Origin of the sequence: Bacillus sp. jun7, from assembly GCF_051034795.1 — a bacterium.
Classification (GTDB): Bacteria; Bacillota; Bacilli; order Bacillales; family Bacillaceae; genus Bacillus; species Bacillus velezensis.
On record NZ_CP093219.1, the window covers coordinates 1904016 to 1920493 of the forward strand.

Here is a 16478-nt window from a genome sequence, read left to right on the forward strand (position 1 = left end):
CTTTTTCCGGATGACGGCTACTTGTTTGTATTATCTTGCAGTAAAGGATTTCTTACTTCCATTATACTCTCATTTTCCAAAAACATACGGGGAACGCGGGAACTAATGGTACAAGGGACCTCGTAATTAATCGTCTCAAGCCGCCCTGCGATTTCATCCATCGTGATCGTTTCTTCCTTCTGGCTGCCGATCAGGGTGACTTTGGTGCCCGGCGGATAAGAGTGATCTAATTCGACCATCAATTGATCCATGCAGATTCTTCCCGCGATGTTCATCCGTTTGCCGCCGATCAGCACAGACGTGCCGCTCAGCTTGCGGAGCCACCCGTCTGCATAGCCGATGGGAACCGTTCCAATCCATTGATCCTTCTCTGCCGTATATGTTGCGCCGTAGCTGACGCTTTCCCCTTTGCGGATCTTTTTCACATGGGATAACACAGAGTGCAGCGCAAAAGCCGGCTTTAATTGAAACGGAATTTCGCTTTGGATGTCAGCAGAAGGACGAAGCCCGTACATACTAATGCCGAAACGAACCGCGTTAAAGAAGCCTTTTTTAAGGCGAAGTCCGGCGGCGCTGTTCGCGCAGTGCACCATCAATTCTTTTAAAGGGAGCGGAGCGATCAATGTTTTAAAGCGGTCAAACTGGAAGAGGAAATAATCTCTGTTTTTCTCATCCGCGGTAGCAAAATGGGTGAATACGCCTTTACAGACTAAACCGGGATTTTGGCTGAGGATTTTTAACACGCTTTGGATTTCTTCCTCCGTTTTGACTCCGAGTCTGTTCATGCCGGTGTCGACTTTCAGATGAAACGGCAATGTGGCACCTCCGAGGTGGCGCGCAGCTTCCTGAAGCCATTCAACAGAATACCCCGTGAGTGTTACGTCATACTCGGCAGCTGCTTGTACATATTCGGGCGGCACGGCGCCAAGCACGAGAATCGGCGCTGTAATGCCCCGTTTTCTCAATGAAATCGCTTCATCCAGTATGGCTACGGCAAGACAAGAGGCACCCGCTTCAAGCGCGGCTTTCCCAACTTCCAAATCTCCGTGGCCGTAAGCGTTCGCCTTTACAACCGCCATGAGATGGACGTTTTGCCCGATGTGTTTTTTCATATGCGTGACATTTTCTTTAATCGCGGACAGGTTGATTTCCGCCCACGTTTCTCTGTAAAAGGATGCTGTGTTCATTCGATACACTTCCTAGCATTATTTTCAATTCATATTGTTATTATCATACTAAAATTATTCTGCAAAGTGAAATGGAATCAAAAAAGAGACCGACAGCGGCGGCCTCTTTTTTGACATTATTTTGACGACTGTCCCTGCATGCTTTTGGCGGCGGCCACCATTTCATCTTTTGTCAGATCCTGTGATGACAGAAGATAATCGACTCCGTCATATGTCCACGTTAAAGACGTATCAGATAATGCGGCCACCGTGAAGCCGAGATTAACCGGTTCGCCTTTCAGCGTGACGGCAGAGGCGGCTTTTGCGATATGGGCTTTTTCTTGAATAAGGGTGAAGGATTTTTCTCCGCCGTAAGTCATGACGATTCGTTTGCCGTCCGCCGTTGAAATATCTTTCTCTTCAAGCTTTTTGACGCCGGCCGGCACTTGAAGCGGTGTTTTGACCGCAAATGAATCAGACGGCTTGGCGCTTGTGGCGACGTCCATCTGGGAAAGCGTCATATTTTTCTTCTCGTCAAAAGAGTCTTTATCAAACGGCTTGTTGAATTCAAAGCTTTTGAATTCGACTTTTACCATCACTTTCCGGTCTGTATCCATCACTTTGACGAGCGACGGGCTCATGTCCTTTTTGTTGAAAGTGATTTCCTGAGTCGGCAGCATTTTGTTGTGCTGATAGTTTGTTTTTGTTTCAAACGTGTACTTTTTATCTTTGGCGGAATAGACGGCGTCTTTGTCATGCTGCACGTCCTTTACAAGTGACTCAAACAAATATACTTGGCTGCTGTTATTCGGCCAATCGCTTTGGAACCTGAAGCTCTTATTTAAAGACGGCGTAAGGACAAAGACTCCGTTGGCGTTCCGTAAAATGACTTGGTTTTGGTCTTTTTTCGGATTTTCCAGATAGACCCGGTACAGGGAAGGTTTTTTATGCCAGATTTCCACATTGTATACTTGCGGATCACTCCCCGTCTGAATGGTCATTTTGGCTTTCGCTTTGTACGAGGTGTATTCTTTCGCCTTCTTATCTAAACCGTTCACGATATCTTCCTGTGATTTTTGGCCGCAGGCCGAAAGAATAAGGACGGCAAGCAGTCCCGTTAAAAGCAAAACAAAGCTTTTTCTCACCTTTTTTCAACCCCTTCTTCTCAATTGATGTAAAGGGAAGAAATCGCTTGTTTGACTTTAACGGTACGCCCTGAACGGACGGACGCGTACCATAAAAGCCTCAAACAACTTGTCTCCCTTAATGCACTATCAAATATATGAAGGGGTTTCGGCTAATATGCAGACTAGCGTGACAACCTTTCAATCACGACCTGTGCCGCGGCGTATTCTTTTGTATGGGTAATGGAGACGTGAACCGCCGCGCCGTCCAGCTTGGCGCAGGTCAGCACCGGCTTGCCCGCCGTGTCGTTTCCGGTTTCAATATCCTGAAAGCTGAGCTCTTTGCCGATACCTGTGCCGTATGCTTTCGAAAAGGCTTCTTTTGCCGCAAATCTTCCCGCGAGAAATTCAATTTTCCTTTTATCCGACAGCAATGTAAAACGGGCGTATTCAGCCTCCGTCAATATTCTTTGCGGAAACCTCGCCTGCCGGCTGATCATGTTTTCAATTCTGTGCAGTTCAACGATGTCGATTCCGATTCCGAAAATCATGTGAATTCCTCCTAAAAGTCCGTACTAAAAAACGGTTTATGTCATAAACGTGTTACTATATATGTAACAAATCAGATGCAAAGGGGCTTGCGATGTTTATACGTACGGAAAATTTCCAGACTTTTATCAGACGTTATCCGGCCGTCAGCTGTATCTTGGCGCTGCAGGCGTTCTTGTGGCTGTTTTTCAGTATGCCGCTTCATTCCGTCATGATGTGGTCAGATGCAGTGACCGGCTATAATTACGGCGTTTCCTCGGGAGAATGGTGGCGGCTGGTGACACCGATGTTTTTACATGCGAATTTCACTCACCTTTTGTTTAACTCCATGTCTCTCTTTTTATTCGCGCCCCCGCTGGAGCAGATGCTCGGAAAAGTCCGTTTTCTGATTGTGTACATCGCATCGGGCATTATCGGCAATATCGGCACGTATCTTGCCGAACCGCTTGATTATGTGCATGTCGGCGCATCCGGCGCGATCTTCGGACTTTTCGGCGTGTATGTGTTTCTGACTGTTTTCCGAAAGGAGCTGATCGGCCGGGATCAGTCGAAAATGATTATGACCCTGCTTATCATCGCGGTACTGTCGACGTTTATCAATTCTAATATTAACATTATGGCGCATTTGTTCGGACTGGCAGGCGGATTTTTGCTTTCCTTTTTATGCGTGCAGCAAAAAAAGCGGCGGTATTAACCGTCCGCTTTTTCATATGAATACCAGCGCCCGATGCGTTCGGCATCTTCCTCGCTGACATCCTTCAGCATGACATGCTCCATGTGGTGAGCTGATTTCACTGCGGTAGCCACAGATGCGAGCCGCCTTCTTTTTTGCAGAAAGGAGCGGCTGACTTCAAACATCTGCATTCTTCTTCTCAGCATAATCGTGGTCGTCTTCCCGAGCAGCCGTGTGGTGAGCTGCAGCCGGCCGCCGTTTAAGCACCATGACGCGCTCTTAAATGAGGCGTAGCCCAGCACCAGTTCGACGGGAAGCACAAGGAGCGATGCATATCCCCACGGTTTAAACAGAATACAAAGCGGAATGATCACGAAAACCGAGAAGATAACGGAGCGGAATAAATACCGGCGCAGCGCCCTTTTCGGCAAATGATTCCGATTTTCTTCCAGTACGTAATCCGGTGTGAAACCGTTCAGCATCACACCGAGCTTTGATTTGCGGATGATCGGAAACAGAATCGTCTGAGCTCCTTCTTTCTCATTCCCCGCACTCCCGGCGCTGACAATCGCAACCGTCGCGTATCCGAATAACTGCCTGATCACATTTTCTTTAATTTTAATGGCTTGGATTTTACGGAGCGGGATGGTCACTTGATGTTTTTCAATAATTCCTCTCGTAATGACCAATTCGTGTTCCTTTTTTTCTATCTTAAAGTTGGCATGCTTGATCATCATACCGGCGATGCTTAACAGCCAGGCGATGAACAATCCTATGAAAATGATCACGGCGTATATGCCGATGCTCGCATGCTTGAGAAAAGAAAACCTGTCGTAGAGCCAGTCCATCGGAAGTACTTCATCAAGCTGAGAAAAGAGGGCGAATACCGCTGAGATGATGACACCGATCCCCCCGGATGTTGAGGCGGCCATAAGCAGCTCACCTACAGACAGGCGGTAAACGGATTGCACATCTTCCCCGCGCATCGGCTCCTGCTCCGCTGCGGTCTCCCCTCGTTCTTCTTGCTCCGCTTTTTGCTGAAAAACAGCCGCTCTGATCCGTTCCGCCTCTTCCACAGTAATGGCGGATAAGACAGCCTCGGCGTTTTTCCCGTCGCCGGCCGTTTCGATTTGAAGCTTAACAAGCTTAAAAAGCTGCTGAACGATGCCGGCACTCGTATTCATTGATTGAATCCGGTCAATGGAGATGTATCTCTTTTTCGTAAAAAACAAGCCTTCTTCAATTCTGAATTCTCCGTCCTCAATCCGGTATGTAAATTTTCTCCACTCGATCACACTTGCCGTAATCAGCCAGATAAGCAGGACAGCGAGCGCAATGCCTCCGTAAAAGCGGATGAAGTGGTTGGAATTAACAATATAGACGAGAAAAAATGGCAGAATAATGTTTTTAATGGTTTCGATAATAATATGGAATAAGTTCAAAATCACGGCCGCCGGGTGCAGACGTTTCGGCTCAGACATCATCTTCCGTCACCCTTGCCAGACGGGAAATGGAATCCCTCAGCCGGTCAGCTTCCTCCATATCAAGCGCCGGAATGGAATGAACGGTTGCCGCCGTGGAGATTTTGACTGAGGCCAGGCGGTACCTTCTGAGGAGCGGGCCTTGTGAAGTATCTACGTGCTGCACCCTCACCATCGGCACAATGACCCGTTTGACTATAAAAATGCCGGATTGAATATCAATTTCATTTTCATGGACCTCATAGCGCCAGATCCTGTGCCTGATTTTCGGTATGGCATAGACGGATATCACTGAACCGATGACCCAAATGATGCCGAGGACTCCGGTGATCCAATACGGCCAATGGAAGAAATGGCTTAAAACAGCTGCTGCTATAACGGCCAGAAGACAGAAGGCGGACAGGATGATTTCCTGAAGACGCCAGACTTTTAAGCCGCTTGGACTGATTCGATTTTTTGGCTGTGCTCTCAACATACCTACCTCCCATTTTTTATCATACATACAAATACGGCTGATTTGCAAAAAAGATTCACTTTCCGGCATATCAAAAAAAGCGGACCCCGTAAAAGGGTCCGCTTCCTGTGTTTTAGTATGATTTTTTCTGGCGTCTGTCACCTGAAGAACGGCGGTCGCTTGAGCGTTTTTTATCGTAGGAAGAACGGTTGTTGTTTTTCCCTTTGCCGCCGCGGTAGCCGCCGCCTTGGCCGTCTCTGCGCTTAGAAGTACGCTGGTTTTTATAGCGTTTGCTGACCATCGGCGCTTCATCAGTGAGGCGTACAGGCGTGCTGTCCGGCTCTTTTGTCGCCATTTTAATGGCTGCAGCCACAACTGTCACTGCATCATGATCTTCTAACAATTCCGCAGCTGCCGTCATGTAGAAGTTCAGGTTGTTGTCGCTGATCGCCGTACGCAGACGGTCAACCGTCACCTGCTGCTGACCTTCTAATGCTTCGTCAAGCGTCGGCTCTTTCATGCGGTCCATTTTGCGTTTTGTCGTTTGTTCGATCGCGCGAAGCATGTTTTTCTCACGCGGTGTGATAAACGTCATCGCCATACCCGTTTTTCCTGCGCGTCCCGTTCTTCCGATACGGTGAACGTAACTTTCAGGATCTTGAGGCACGTCAAAGTTGTAAACGTGGGTAACACCTGAGATATCAAGTCCGCGGGCAGCAACGTCAGTCGCTACAAGCACTTCGATCGCACCTTCTTTAAACTTGCGGAGCGCTACCATACGCTTCGCCTGCGTTAAGTCGCCGTGAATTCCTTCAGCCGCATATCCGCGAAGGTTCAGCGCTTCCGTCAATTCGTCAACACGGCGTTTTGTACGGCCGAATACGATCGCAAGTTCCGGAGACTGAATGTCAAGAAGACGAGTCAGCGTATCGAATTTTTTGCGCTCCTGCACTTCCAAGTAGAACTGCTGAATGTTGGACACAGTCATTTCTTTCGCTTTTACTTTTACGTGTTCCGGCTCAGTCATGAAACGCTCTGCGATCCGTTTGATCGGCGCAGGCATTGTTGCTGAGAATAAGAGCGTTTGGTGGTCGCTCGGCACGTTTGAGAGAATGGATTCAATATCATCAATGAATCCCATGTTCAGCATTTCATCAGCCTCGTCCATGACAACCGTGTTCACGTTGTTTAAACGGATCGTGCGGCGGTTGATATGGTCAAGAAGACGCCCCGGCGTACCTACGATGATATGCGGGTTTTTCTTCAATGCGCGGATCTGACGTCCGATATCCTGACCGCCGTAAATAGGCAGCACTTTCGCACGCTTATCTTGTCCGATTTTATATAACTCTTCAGATACTTGAATGGCTAATTCACGGGTTGGCGCGATTACGATTGCTTGAATATTAGGAGACTCGGGGTTCATTTTTTCAACAAGGGGTATACCGAACGCAGCTGTTTTACCTGTACCTGTTTGCGCTTGTCCGATGACATCTTTATTTAAAAGTCCGAGCGGAATCGTTTGTGCCTGAATCGGTGTTGCTTCTTCAAATCCCATACGATTGATTGATTTCATGAGATCAGAACTTAATTGGAAATCTTGAAACGTTATAGTCAAATTATTCAAACTCCTTCTGATTGCTGTTTCAGTAATGTCGTGATTTACCACTAAAAACTGCCCTTTCATCCAAAGGACAGGATCATACGTATACAAAGCCCGAATTACTTTACGTTTAATCTTACCATTACACTATGTGTTTTTCAATAAGGCGAGATGGTCAGGCGGCCGGAAGCGGCCTGACCGGATTCTTCCCGCGAACGAGGCCGGACCCCGCGCCGGACGGGATTTCCCAGCCGGCGGCCTTTCTTTTTCATACGGACAGAATTATTTCACCCTGAATTAGTTTCTTCATTTTTGTATATTTTTATGATGCTGATCGGTATTTTTTCAGTTCTTCTCTAATAAATCTTTAACGATTTCTTCGAGCTTCATACCTCTTGATGCTTTAAACAGAAGGAGATCGCCGGAAGCGGTCTTTTCCTGTATGGCGCAAAGCAGTTCTTTTTTGTCAAGATAATGGCTGACGCGCCCTTCTTCAAAATGCCGGCGCGCTCCGTCAGCGATGAATGCGCCGAGTGTGCCGTAAGTAAATACATGGTCGATTTCCGCCGGATTGATCGCAGCTCCGCATTCTTCGTGGAATGCTTTTTCTTCATCACCGAGTTCAAGCATATCACCGAGCACGAGCATTTTCTTCCGATAGCCTTTCATCGTTTCGATTAATTCGACCGCCGCTTTCATTGACGTCGGGCTCGCATTATACGCGTCGTTTACGATCGAGATGCCGTTGTCCGTTTTAACCAGTTCCAATCTCATCCCCGTCACCTTCAGGCGGCTCAGTCCCAGAGCGGCATTTTCCGGCGTAATGCCGAAATAGATGCCGGCGGCGTATGCGGCCATGGCATTCATCACATTATGTCTGCCGAGAACCGGAATAAAGAAAGAACGTTCGATCCCGTCGATATTGAAGTACGTGCCTTCTTCCGCCTGTTTTATTTCTTTCAGACGGAGATCATTGTCAGCGCCTGCGCCGTATGTCGTTGTCCGGCAAGTGTACGCCTTTTCGCGGAGCAGCGGCTCATCCCCGAAATAAAACAGAACGCCGTCTTCCCGAAGTCCGTTTATAATTTCAAGTTTCGCCTCCGCAATTCCTTCTCTTGAGCCTAAATCCTGCATGTGGGATTCGCCGATATTGGTAATGACGGCAGCTTCCGGTTCAGCAAGACGGCTCAGAAAATCAATTTCGCCTCTCGCGCTCATTCCCATTTCTAAAACGGCGATTTCTGTATCTTCAGGCATGGCAAGCACGGTCAGCGGCAGGCCGATATGGTTGTTGAAATTGCCGGCGGTTTTGTGAACGCGGTACTGAGTGCCGAGAACGGCGTGAAGCATGTCTTTCGTTGTCGTTTTTCCGTTGCTCCCGGTCACCCCGATGACCCGTGTGCCGAGTTCTTTCAAATAAGCTTTCGCCAATGTCTGCAGCGCCTCCAGCGTGTCATCGACAAGGATGACAGCACGCTCTTCCGGCGGATTCGGTTCAGAGCGGTCCCACAACACCGCGGAAACGCCTTTTTCGAATGCTTGCGGCACAAAAGTGTGGCCGTTAAAATGCTCGCCTTTTAAAGGAATGAACAGCTGATTTTTTTCCAAAGTCCGCGTATCGGTTGCGGCGCCCTCAATCATTGTTTGTTCAAATACAGGATTTGTCAGTGTGCCTTTGACCATGTCGGCGATTCGTTTTACAGTTCGCTTTATCAAAGGTGGCACCTCGCTTTCTGAAAATGTTGTCTGTTACGGGAAAAGACACTGCCCCTTCAGGCAGTGTCCGTCTTCATTAAAATGTATGTTTAATCAGCTGTTTTTCGGCATGGCGTTCTTTTGCCAGCTCAACCAGCTGTTCGATCAGATCACTGTAATCTACGCCTGCTTCTTTCCAAAGCAGCGGGAACATGCTGAATGGCGTAAAGCCCGGCATTGTGTTCACTTCGTTAATGAGCACTTGACCGTCATTGGTCAGGAAGAAATCGGCGCGGACAAGGCCTGATCCGTCAATCGCTTTGAAGGCTTTAATCGCCATCTCGCTGATTACCGCATATTGTTCATTCGTCACTTGCGCGGGAATCATTAAATCCGTGTCGCCGTCTTCATATTTCGCTTTGTAATCGTAAAAGTCGGTTTTCGGCGCGATTTCACCGACGGCGGAGCATTTCGGTTCGTCATTTCCGAGCACGCCGATTTCGATTTCTCTGCCGGCGATTCCTTCTTCCACCACAATTTTCCGGTCATACTCAAAAGCCAGTTCGAAGGCTTTTTCAAGCTCTTCACGGTTTCGGCATTTGCTGATTCCGACGCTTGACCCGAGGTTCGCCGGTTTGACGAAGCACGGATATCCCAGCTCCTCTTCAACCTGCTGTAAGCAGCTGTCCGGCGTCTGTTTCCAGTCCTTTTTTAAAAAAGCGGCGTACTTCGCCTGCGGAAGCCCCGCTTGAGCAAACAAATGCTTCATGATGACTTTATCCATGCCGGCTGATGATGCAAGCACGCCGTTGCCGACATAAGGAACGTTCAGCAATTCCAGCAGACCCTGAATCGTGCCGTCTTCACCGTTCGGTCCGTGGAGAAGCGGAAATACGACATCGATCGGCGCCTTTTCGTCAGGCGACGCTTCTGGAAACATTTCCCGGTTCAATGCTGATAGAGCGAAACTTTCACCGTTTTGTTCCAGCTGAAGCATTTTCACGTTGGACACCGGCTCAGTCAGCAGCGGGCCTCTTTGCCATTCTCCTTTTTCAGTGATGTAAATCGGATGTATATCAAACTTCTCAGTATTAAGCGCTTTTGTTACAGCTAATGCTGTCTGCAGCGATACATTGTGTTCGGCTGACTTTCCGCCGTACACCAATCCTAGACTTGTTTTCAATGGATATTCCCCCCACAACAATTCATCTTTACTATCTTATCACTTTCCTCAGAAAATGATCTAATTATTTTTGGGCATTCTGAATATGAAAGCATTTGTATGTAATTCCTTTTTATTTTATATTAAAATGGCATGGAAAAGGAGATGTGTCATATGAAAAAAATCAGTACAACAGAACAATTTAATGAACTTATTCAATCCGACAAGGAAATCATCGTGAAATTTTTCGCTGACTGGTGCCCTGACTGCACGCGCATGAATATGTTCATCGGCGATATTTTGGAAGAATATAATCAAAATGATTGGTATGAGCTGAACAGAGACGAGCTCCCTGAGCTTGCCGACAAATATCAGGTAATGGGCATACCGAGCCTTCTGATCTTTAAAAACGGCGAAAAGAAAGCGCATCTTCACAGCGCAAACGCGAAAACGCCCGAAGAAGTCACAGAGTTTTTATCACAGCATATTTAATTCGTTTCACGATCTTTGTTTATGACTTCAGGCTCTACATGAACATGGACATGAGTCACATCATGTTCATGTTTTATTGCATATTCGACTTCATCGGCTACTTCATGGCCTTCTTTCACAGACAGTCCCGGATCTACCGTAATGACCATTTCCACATGAACCGTGCTCCCCAAATACCTTGCTTTCACATCCTTCAGCCTGCTGACCTCTTTTATTTCTTTCACTGTGTGTTTATACGGCTCCAAATCTTTCAGATCAAACCCGTCCGTTAATGAGTGGGAAGCATCTTTGAAGATGTCCCATGCCGTCTTACAGATGATGATTCCGATCAGAAAAGCAATGACCGGATCAATCCACGGCAGATGAAGCCGGGCCGTTAAGACGCCTATAAACGCCCCAATACTGACATAGGCGTCAGAACGGCTGTCTTTCGCCGCCGCATGAAGCGCAGAACTTTTAACCCGATCCGCAAGACGGCTGTTATATACATACATGCCGTACATGACAATCGCGCTTCCGAGCGCCGTCCATGCCGCAATGAAGCTCGGCTCGGCCTCCGTTCCGCTGACAATCACCTTTGCTCCTCCGATCAGCACTTCAATACCGACCGCCATCATAATAAAAGACGCAATTAATGAAGAAATTGTTTCAGCCCGATAATGTCCGTAGGCATGATCACTGTCCGCGGGGCGCTGGGAAATCCGGAGCCCGATCAGCACAGCCAGTGATGCGACAATATCCGTGGCATTATTTAACCCGTCCGCTCTGAGCGCTTCGGAATGATAAATAAGACCGATCACCAGTTTGACGGCGGCAAGGATGAGGTACGCGGCGATATTAAGAATCGCGCCTTTTTCGCCCCGTTTTAAGTTTGCCGTTTGATCATTCATGTAAGGACTCCTCCATTCTCATTCATAGTATGGATGGAAAAGCGGAAAAATAGCAGCTTTGATCTGACCAAATGCAATATTCGACAGCATTATTCCCCGGGAAACTTTTTGTCGAAAAATTGGCGGTATTTTTCCTTTACATATGAATATGTCCATTGTATACTTTCATTAACTGATAATGATTATCAATATCATTTGATTAGGAGGGTAATCATGAGGTCTTCTCCTCAGCTCAGATCATCAGTTGAAGGACGAAAAAAACATCTGATCCATTTGCTGATCAATAACGGAATATACAAAAAGTCGGAACGGCATTTATATGAATTATCGCTCGGAGAATTAGAAAGCGAATACAAATATGTAAGGAAGGTGCGGGCTCATGGCGAAACGTAAAATAAAAACATACGAACAGCTGATAAAAGAAAACAAGGCGGCCATTATGAATAATCAGAAGCTAATGAATGTGATCTATGACAGAATTGACCGCAAGCATCAAAAACTGCTCCGGCACAACAGCCATACATAAAAAGAGCCTTTTTCAGGCTCTTTTTTTTATTGCTCAAAGGCTTCCGCCGCTAATTTGCCGATGACCGCATCGTCCATCGGCGGATTGTGAAGGCCGGCCCGGGCATCCCGATAATACCGCTGAAGCGGATTATTTCGCTCCAGGCTTTTTGCGCCGGTGATTCTCATTGCTTTGTCAACAACAGAAAGGACGGCATTTGTCACAATATGTTTTGCCGCACCGAGCTCGCTTTTGATGAAAGGGCGGCGTTTCGGGTCATCATACATTTGCGCCGCCGTGAAGAGAAACTGTCTCGCTTTTAACAATTCAAGCTCCATTTCCCCGACACGCTGCTGAACGGCCGGCACGTCTTTAATCGGTCCGTTCAGGCTGTTCGGCGAATATTCGGATGCAAACCGGACGGCATAGTCCCTTGCCGCTTGAGCGATGCCCAGATAAGCGGCGGGAATGTGAAGCAGCCAGCCATTCACTTTCGCCGCTCTCGGCCCGCTGATAAGCTCCACAAGCCGCTCGTCACTGACCGTGACATGATCTAAAAGGAGATCATGGCTTCCGGTCGCCTTCATGGCAATCATATCCCATGTTTCTTCGACTGAAACGCCTGCCTGATCTTTATGAATGAGAAAAACACCGGTCGTTTGTTTTTCTTCAATCCATGCCGTCACAAGCATATAATCCAAAGTCAGCGAAAGGGTTGTAAAGGTTTTTCGGCCGTTCAGCACCCATTTTCCGTCTTTTTTGACAGCGGAGGTGCCGGGTCTTCCTCCCCTCGTCGGACTGCCTGTCTGCCGTTCCGTCGCTGCCCTGTTCAGGACGGCTCCCTTTTTCACCTCTTTTGTGATAAATGAAAAGACATCTTCATCCCAGCTGTTTCCTTCTCCGAGCTCACCCATGACGGATAAATGCCAGCCGATTCCGAGAGCGACGGCCGCGTCTCCCCGCGCCAGCCGTTCCTGAAACAGCACCATCTCATAAACGGAAATGCCTGCACCGCCGAATGCCTCAGGTACCGTTAACGCCGTATATCCCGCGTCGCGCAGTCTTTGAATTTTCTCCGCGGGAAAACGGCCCGCCTCATCATCAAGCGCGGCTGTTTTTTGAAATTCGTCTGCAAGCAGGCCGATTTTTTCCATCCATTCCCGCTGCCGTTCATTCTGTATCCATAAAGACACTGGAATCCCCCCATTATAATTCCGATAAAGTTAATAAGTATTATAGAGATTCAAGTCTCGTTTCGCAACTGTAAGGCTGTACAAAAAAACGCGCTATTCCATAGAATAGCGCGTTCAGACTGCTTCCGGGCCGCGGTCCTGCTTGAGCCCGAGATAAATCAGCATATATGTGAGATAACCCATCGTCATCACAAGCCCGCCAAAGAAAAAGCTTGAAAAAATCGGCTCTTCAAACGCGGTAACCGCCGCAAGCACGATCCAGCTTGCATACAGGTAGATGATGAAATAACGGAATCCCGTCTTCATTTTATATAAGAGAAACAGCCCCACTGTAGAAAACAAACCCAGCGCAAGCCTGAAATAAACAAGATGTTCGAATTGAAACATGAATGACACAAAGGAAAAACCAAGCAATAACACAATCGGTAATGCGGTAATAAAATTTCTCAAGTGAGCACCTCCGTCATTACCTTTATTATAAATCAAAATAGCATAAATTATTGATTTATCGTGATCTTTTTCACAAAAATGTCATTCCTTTACTTTATACCCGAACATCTCGTTTGCAAAAGCTCCACCAAGCGACGGCTAAAAAGAATACGATATGGATAATGATAATGCCTGCGGAAAATAACGGCGTCATTCCCGCAAACAGCGGTTTCGCCCCGCTCATATATTGCGTCAGGTCAGTATTTGCGAACAGCAGAAAACTTCCCCATTTGTTTTGGAAGAGCGACATAATCGTCACGAGTGATTTTGCGCCGTACAGCACGATAAATGACAAAATGACGGCCGTTGCGCTGTTTCGGAATACAGAAGAACACAACAAGCCAAAGCATGCCATCGCAAACGCCTCGACCCAGTTCGTGCCGATTACTTTCAGGGTGTTCATCAGAAGCGTCCCTGATTCAGATGTCACCGACACTCCGAAGAAAGCCATGCCGAACAGCAGAGACAGAATATAGTACGCCGCGTACAGGTACAAGCTGACCAAAAATACGGTAATGAGTTTAGATACAAAAATCCGCTCCCGCTTTACCGGACGGATTAACAAAAATTTGATCGTTTTCTTATCAAATTCAGCGGAAATGATCGTTGCCGCGATCACGATTGTTAATGCCTCAAGCAGAATATTCAGCCCGGGGGCGTACGCCATATAGCCGATGAAATTCTCATCCGTTCCGGAACTGATGACAAGCCGTTTAATGACAAGCGCCATAATAAATTGGAGAACAGCCATCAGAATCAGCGCCACTAATGAGACTTTTCGGTTAAAGAGTTTCATATGCTCATTCGCTGTCAATTTAAACATTCGTCTCCCCCTCCTCTTGAAGCGCCGTCGTCACTTTCATGAATTCATCCTCCAGCGATTCCGCATACGGCATGATGGAATACACGAGAAAGTCTTGTCCGACGAGCGCACGGTTTAATGCCGGGATGTCCTTCTTCGCTACGGTGACGGTAATGCTCCCGCCGTTTTTCTCCGGAACGAATTGCTGCTGGGACAGCCATTCGAATGCTTCGTCAGCCGGCTGAATGTCGAGGATGGCTTTTTCTTCTTTTTCCGCAGCGCCGCGCAGAACAACCTCTGTTTTGATCTCACCTTTTTGAATGATGATGACACGGTCGCAAAGGTCCTCCACTTCACGCAATAAATGCGTCGCAAAAAGGATGCTCGTCCCTTCAAGCTCCGCGAGTTCCTTTAAGTGATCGCGGAAATCCTTCATTCCGCCGGGATCAAGCCCGTTTGTCGGTTCATCTAAAATGAGCAGATTCGGACGGTGAAGAATGGCCTGTGCAATCCCGAGACGCTGACGCATGCCAAGGGAATACGTTTTAACTTTGTCATGAACGGCATTTCTGAGCCCGACCCGCTCGATGACTTCCTGAAGCCTGTCCTCTTTGATGTTTTTGTGCATGTTGGCAAAGTGCTTCAGATTTTCCCACCCCGTCAGGTACGGGTAGAATTCAGGATTTTCCACGATCGCTCCGACGGATTCAAGCGCTTTTTCGAAATCAGCATCGTGCTGAAAGCCGTTAATTGTAATCGTGCCGCTGTTTTTCTTTAAAAGGCCGACGATGATTCGGATAAGTGTGGTTTTTCCCGACCCGTTCGGACCGAGCAAACCGATGATCTCGCCCTGCCTGACATCCATGCTGATGTTTTTTAAAATGTGCTTTTTGCCTATTGTTTTGTCAAGGCCTTCAATATGTAAAATCGGCTCAGTCATACAGCCTTCCTCCTTTTTCACAAAAAATAAACAGTGCCCGTACATAGGCACTGTCTGCATTATAACATTAGTCATATATTCGTGAAGAGCCGGAGCCGACGTTATGTCTTATCAGGAGCCGGTCCGTTTTTTTCCTTGTCCTCATTATTGACGACATCCAGAATATCAAGCAGGAACACAAAAATCGGAATTCCGATAATCAAGCCCCAAATGCCGAAGAAATGTTCTGAGAAAATCAGAACCGTAAAGGTAAAAAAGATCGGCAGTTCCGTTTTCGCTGACATCAGTTTCGGATTAAGGAAGTACGTCTCAATCGCATGGATGACGAAAATGACCAGCACGATGTAGATGACATACGCTGCACCGCCCGTCGTATAAGCGATGATGCTGAGCGGAATGAGCGAAATCACCACACCCGCAACGGGAATGAGCCCGAGGAAAAAGACCATGATGGACAGGCCGAACAGCTGCGGAAAATGCAGAATCGCCAATGCGATCAAGGTGAGGATACAGTTCACCAGCGCGATAATAAATTGGGCTTCAAGCACTTTGCCGAATGTTCTCGCAAATTTGCTGCCGAAATAAGCAAGTTCGTAGTAAAAAACAGACAGCTTGCTGTGCTGAAATTTTTTCATAAACTCCGTGAGCCGCTTTTTCTCGAACAGGAAAAACATGCTGAGAATCAGTGACATCACGACCTGCAAACCGAAAGTGCTGATATCGGCCAAGTATGTATACAGTACATTAAAACCTTCTTTTACATAGGAACCGATATTGATATCGCCGAACACGCTCGATATCTCATCATAAAACGGAATGACATCGGGATGATACGCGATGTGCTTGATCTGCTTAATCAGCTGTTCAATCTGCTTGGCAACAATCGGGTAAAAGACAAAGCCTCCGACAGTCGCCCCGACAGCCAGCGCAATATATAAAATGGTGATGACCACCCTCTGGCTGATCCGGAAAAAATGGTTCAACACGTGCCGGATGACAGTCTCCAGCCGATCCATCAGAAAAGTAAAAATAAACGTAAGCAAAATCAAATTAATCATACTTCGGAATACAACTAACACCCCAGTCAAAACAAGAAAAACCGAAAAACGTCTGACACCCGGATGCTGAAAAAATTTAAAAATAGCCGCCATTTATACACTCCTGCTAGGACAAAAAGCCCTTAGATTTCATCTTTCACTCTCTAATTGTAAATTATATAACAAAATGACGCTAAGGTCTTTGTCCACCTCCTAATAAATT

General features: G+C 47.2%; 18 protein-coding genes. 4 read left to right on the forward strand and 14 right to left on the reverse strand.

Translation table 11 applies throughout. The features are described 5' to 3' along the window. Nucleotides 1-17: 17 nt before the first annotated feature. From alr to acpS, 3 genes are all read right to left on the reverse strand, one after another. On the reverse strand, nt 18-1187 hold the full coding sequence (alr, locus tag MJQ52_RS09090; protein WP_077721837.1) for an alanine racemase: 1170 nt from the start codon (nt 1185-1187) through the stop codon (nt 18-20). Between the two features lie 116 nt (nt 1188-1303). Then, nucleotides 1304-2311, reverse strand: a complete 1008-nt coding sequence (locus MJQ52_RS09095) for a LolA family protein (RefSeq protein WP_003156191.1) — start codon at nt 2309-2311, stop codon at nt 1304-1306. 164 nt (nt 2312-2475) lie between these two features. Continuing rightward, entirely contained in the window at nt 2476-2841 is a 366-nt protein-coding gene (gene acpS / locus MJQ52_RS09100) for a holo-ACP synthase (RefSeq protein WP_070081400.1), read from the reverse strand. Nucleotides 2842-2933: 92 nt separating this feature from the next. Here acpS and MJQ52_RS09105 point away from each other — a divergent pair, with 92 nt between their 5' ends. Then, entirely contained in the window at nt 2934-3533 is a 600-nt protein-coding gene (locus MJQ52_RS09105; protein WP_003156193.1) for a rhomboid family intramembrane serine protease, read from the forward strand. On the opposite strand, the gene MJQ52_RS09110 is transcribed toward MJQ52_RS09105, so the two are convergent. From MJQ52_RS09110 to MJQ52_RS09130, 5 genes are all read right to left on the reverse strand, one after another. Then, a complete protein-coding gene (locus MJQ52_RS09110; RefSeq protein ID WP_094247219.1) occupies nt 3530-4996 on the reverse strand; it encodes a PH domain-containing protein in 1467 nt (488 codons plus the stop codon). The two genes, MJQ52_RS09105 and MJQ52_RS09110, sit on opposite strands and share 4 nt — an antisense overlap. Next, complete coding sequence (locus MJQ52_RS09115) at nt 4986-5465, reverse strand: PH domain-containing protein (protein WP_003156195.1); 480 nt, start codon at nt 5463-5465, stop codon at nt 4986-4988. Before MJQ52_RS09115 ends, MJQ52_RS09110 begins: the two co-directional genes overlap by 11 nt. Before the next feature lie 115 nt (nt 5466-5580). Then, nucleotides 5581-7065, reverse strand: a complete 1485-nt coding sequence (gene cshA, locus MJQ52_RS09120) for a degradosome RNA helicase CshA (RefSeq protein ID WP_025853729.1) — start codon at nt 7063-7065, stop codon at nt 5581-5583. A gap of 330 nt (nt 7066-7395) precedes the next feature. Next, nucleotides 7396-8766: a UDP-N-acetylmuramoyl-tripeptide--D-alanyl-D-alanine ligase gene (locus MJQ52_RS09125; RefSeq protein WP_025853730.1), complete on the reverse strand. Its 1371-nt coding sequence runs from the start codon at nt 8764-8766 to the stop codon at nt 7396-7398. Between the two features lie 76 nt (nt 8767-8842). Continuing rightward, complete coding sequence (locus MJQ52_RS09130; protein ID WP_025853731.1) at nt 8843-9928, reverse strand: D-alanine--D-alanine ligase; 1086 nt, start codon at nt 9926-9928, stop codon at nt 8843-8845. 153 nt (nt 9929-10081) lie between these two features. Here MJQ52_RS09130 and MJQ52_RS09135 point away from each other — a divergent pair, with 153 nt between their 5' ends. Next, nucleotides 10082-10399, forward strand: coding sequence for a thioredoxin family protein (locus MJQ52_RS09135; RefSeq protein WP_003156200.1), 318 nt, complete (start codon nt 10082-10084; stop codon nt 10397-10399). Here MJQ52_RS09135 and MJQ52_RS09140 read toward each other — a convergent pair. Then, nucleotides 10396-11289: a cation diffusion facilitator family transporter gene (locus MJQ52_RS09140; protein WP_025853732.1), complete on the reverse strand. Its 894-nt coding sequence runs from the start codon at nt 11287-11289 to the stop codon at nt 10396-10398. The genes MJQ52_RS09135 and MJQ52_RS09140 overlap by 4 nt on opposite strands. Nucleotides 11290-11502: 213 nt before the next feature. Between MJQ52_RS09140 and MJQ52_RS09145 the strand changes: the two genes are divergently transcribed. Both MJQ52_RS09145 and fbpB read left to right on the forward strand, forming a co-directional pair. Further along, nucleotides 11503-11682: a Fur-regulated basic protein FbpA gene (locus tag MJQ52_RS09145; protein ID WP_003156203.1), complete on the forward strand. Its 180-nt coding sequence runs from the start codon at nt 11503-11505 to the stop codon at nt 11680-11682. Next, nucleotides 11669-11815 (forward strand): Fur-regulated basic protein FbpB, encoded by a 147-nt coding sequence (gene fbpB / locus MJQ52_RS09150; protein WP_003156206.1) that lies wholly within the window; start codon nt 11669-11671, stop codon nt 11813-11815. Before MJQ52_RS09145 ends, fbpB begins: the two co-directional genes overlap by 14 nt. Nucleotides 11816-11841: 26 nt before the next feature. On the opposite strand, the gene MJQ52_RS09155 is transcribed toward fbpB, so the two are convergent. The 5 genes from MJQ52_RS09155 to MJQ52_RS09175 form a co-directional block, all read right to left on the reverse strand. Then, nucleotides 11842-12987: an acyl-CoA dehydrogenase family protein gene (locus tag MJQ52_RS09155; RefSeq protein ID WP_094247221.1), complete on the reverse strand. Its 1146-nt coding sequence runs from the start codon at nt 12985-12987 to the stop codon at nt 11842-11844. 114 nt (nt 12988-13101) lie between these two features. Further along, entirely contained in the window at nt 13102-13437 is a 336-nt protein-coding gene (locus MJQ52_RS09160; RefSeq protein WP_003156210.1) for a hypothetical protein, read from the reverse strand. Nucleotides 13438-13531: 94 nt separating this feature from the next. Beyond that, complete coding sequence (locus MJQ52_RS09165; protein WP_007410217.1) at nt 13532-14299, reverse strand: ABC transporter permease; 768 nt, start codon at nt 14297-14299, stop codon at nt 13532-13534. Continuing rightward, nucleotides 14292-15218, reverse strand: coding sequence for an ABC transporter ATP-binding protein (locus MJQ52_RS09170; RefSeq protein WP_094247222.1), 927 nt, complete (start codon nt 15216-15218; stop codon nt 14292-14294). Before MJQ52_RS09170 ends, MJQ52_RS09165 begins: the two co-directional genes overlap by 8 nt. 101 nt (nt 15219-15319) lie before the next feature. Next, nucleotides 15320-16369 carry an AI-2E family transporter gene (locus tag MJQ52_RS09175; protein WP_058906577.1) on the reverse strand — a complete coding sequence of 350 codons (1050 nt, stop codon included), beginning with the start codon at nt 16367-16369 and terminating at the stop codon, nt 15320-15322. Nucleotides 16370-16478: the final 109 nt, after the last annotated feature.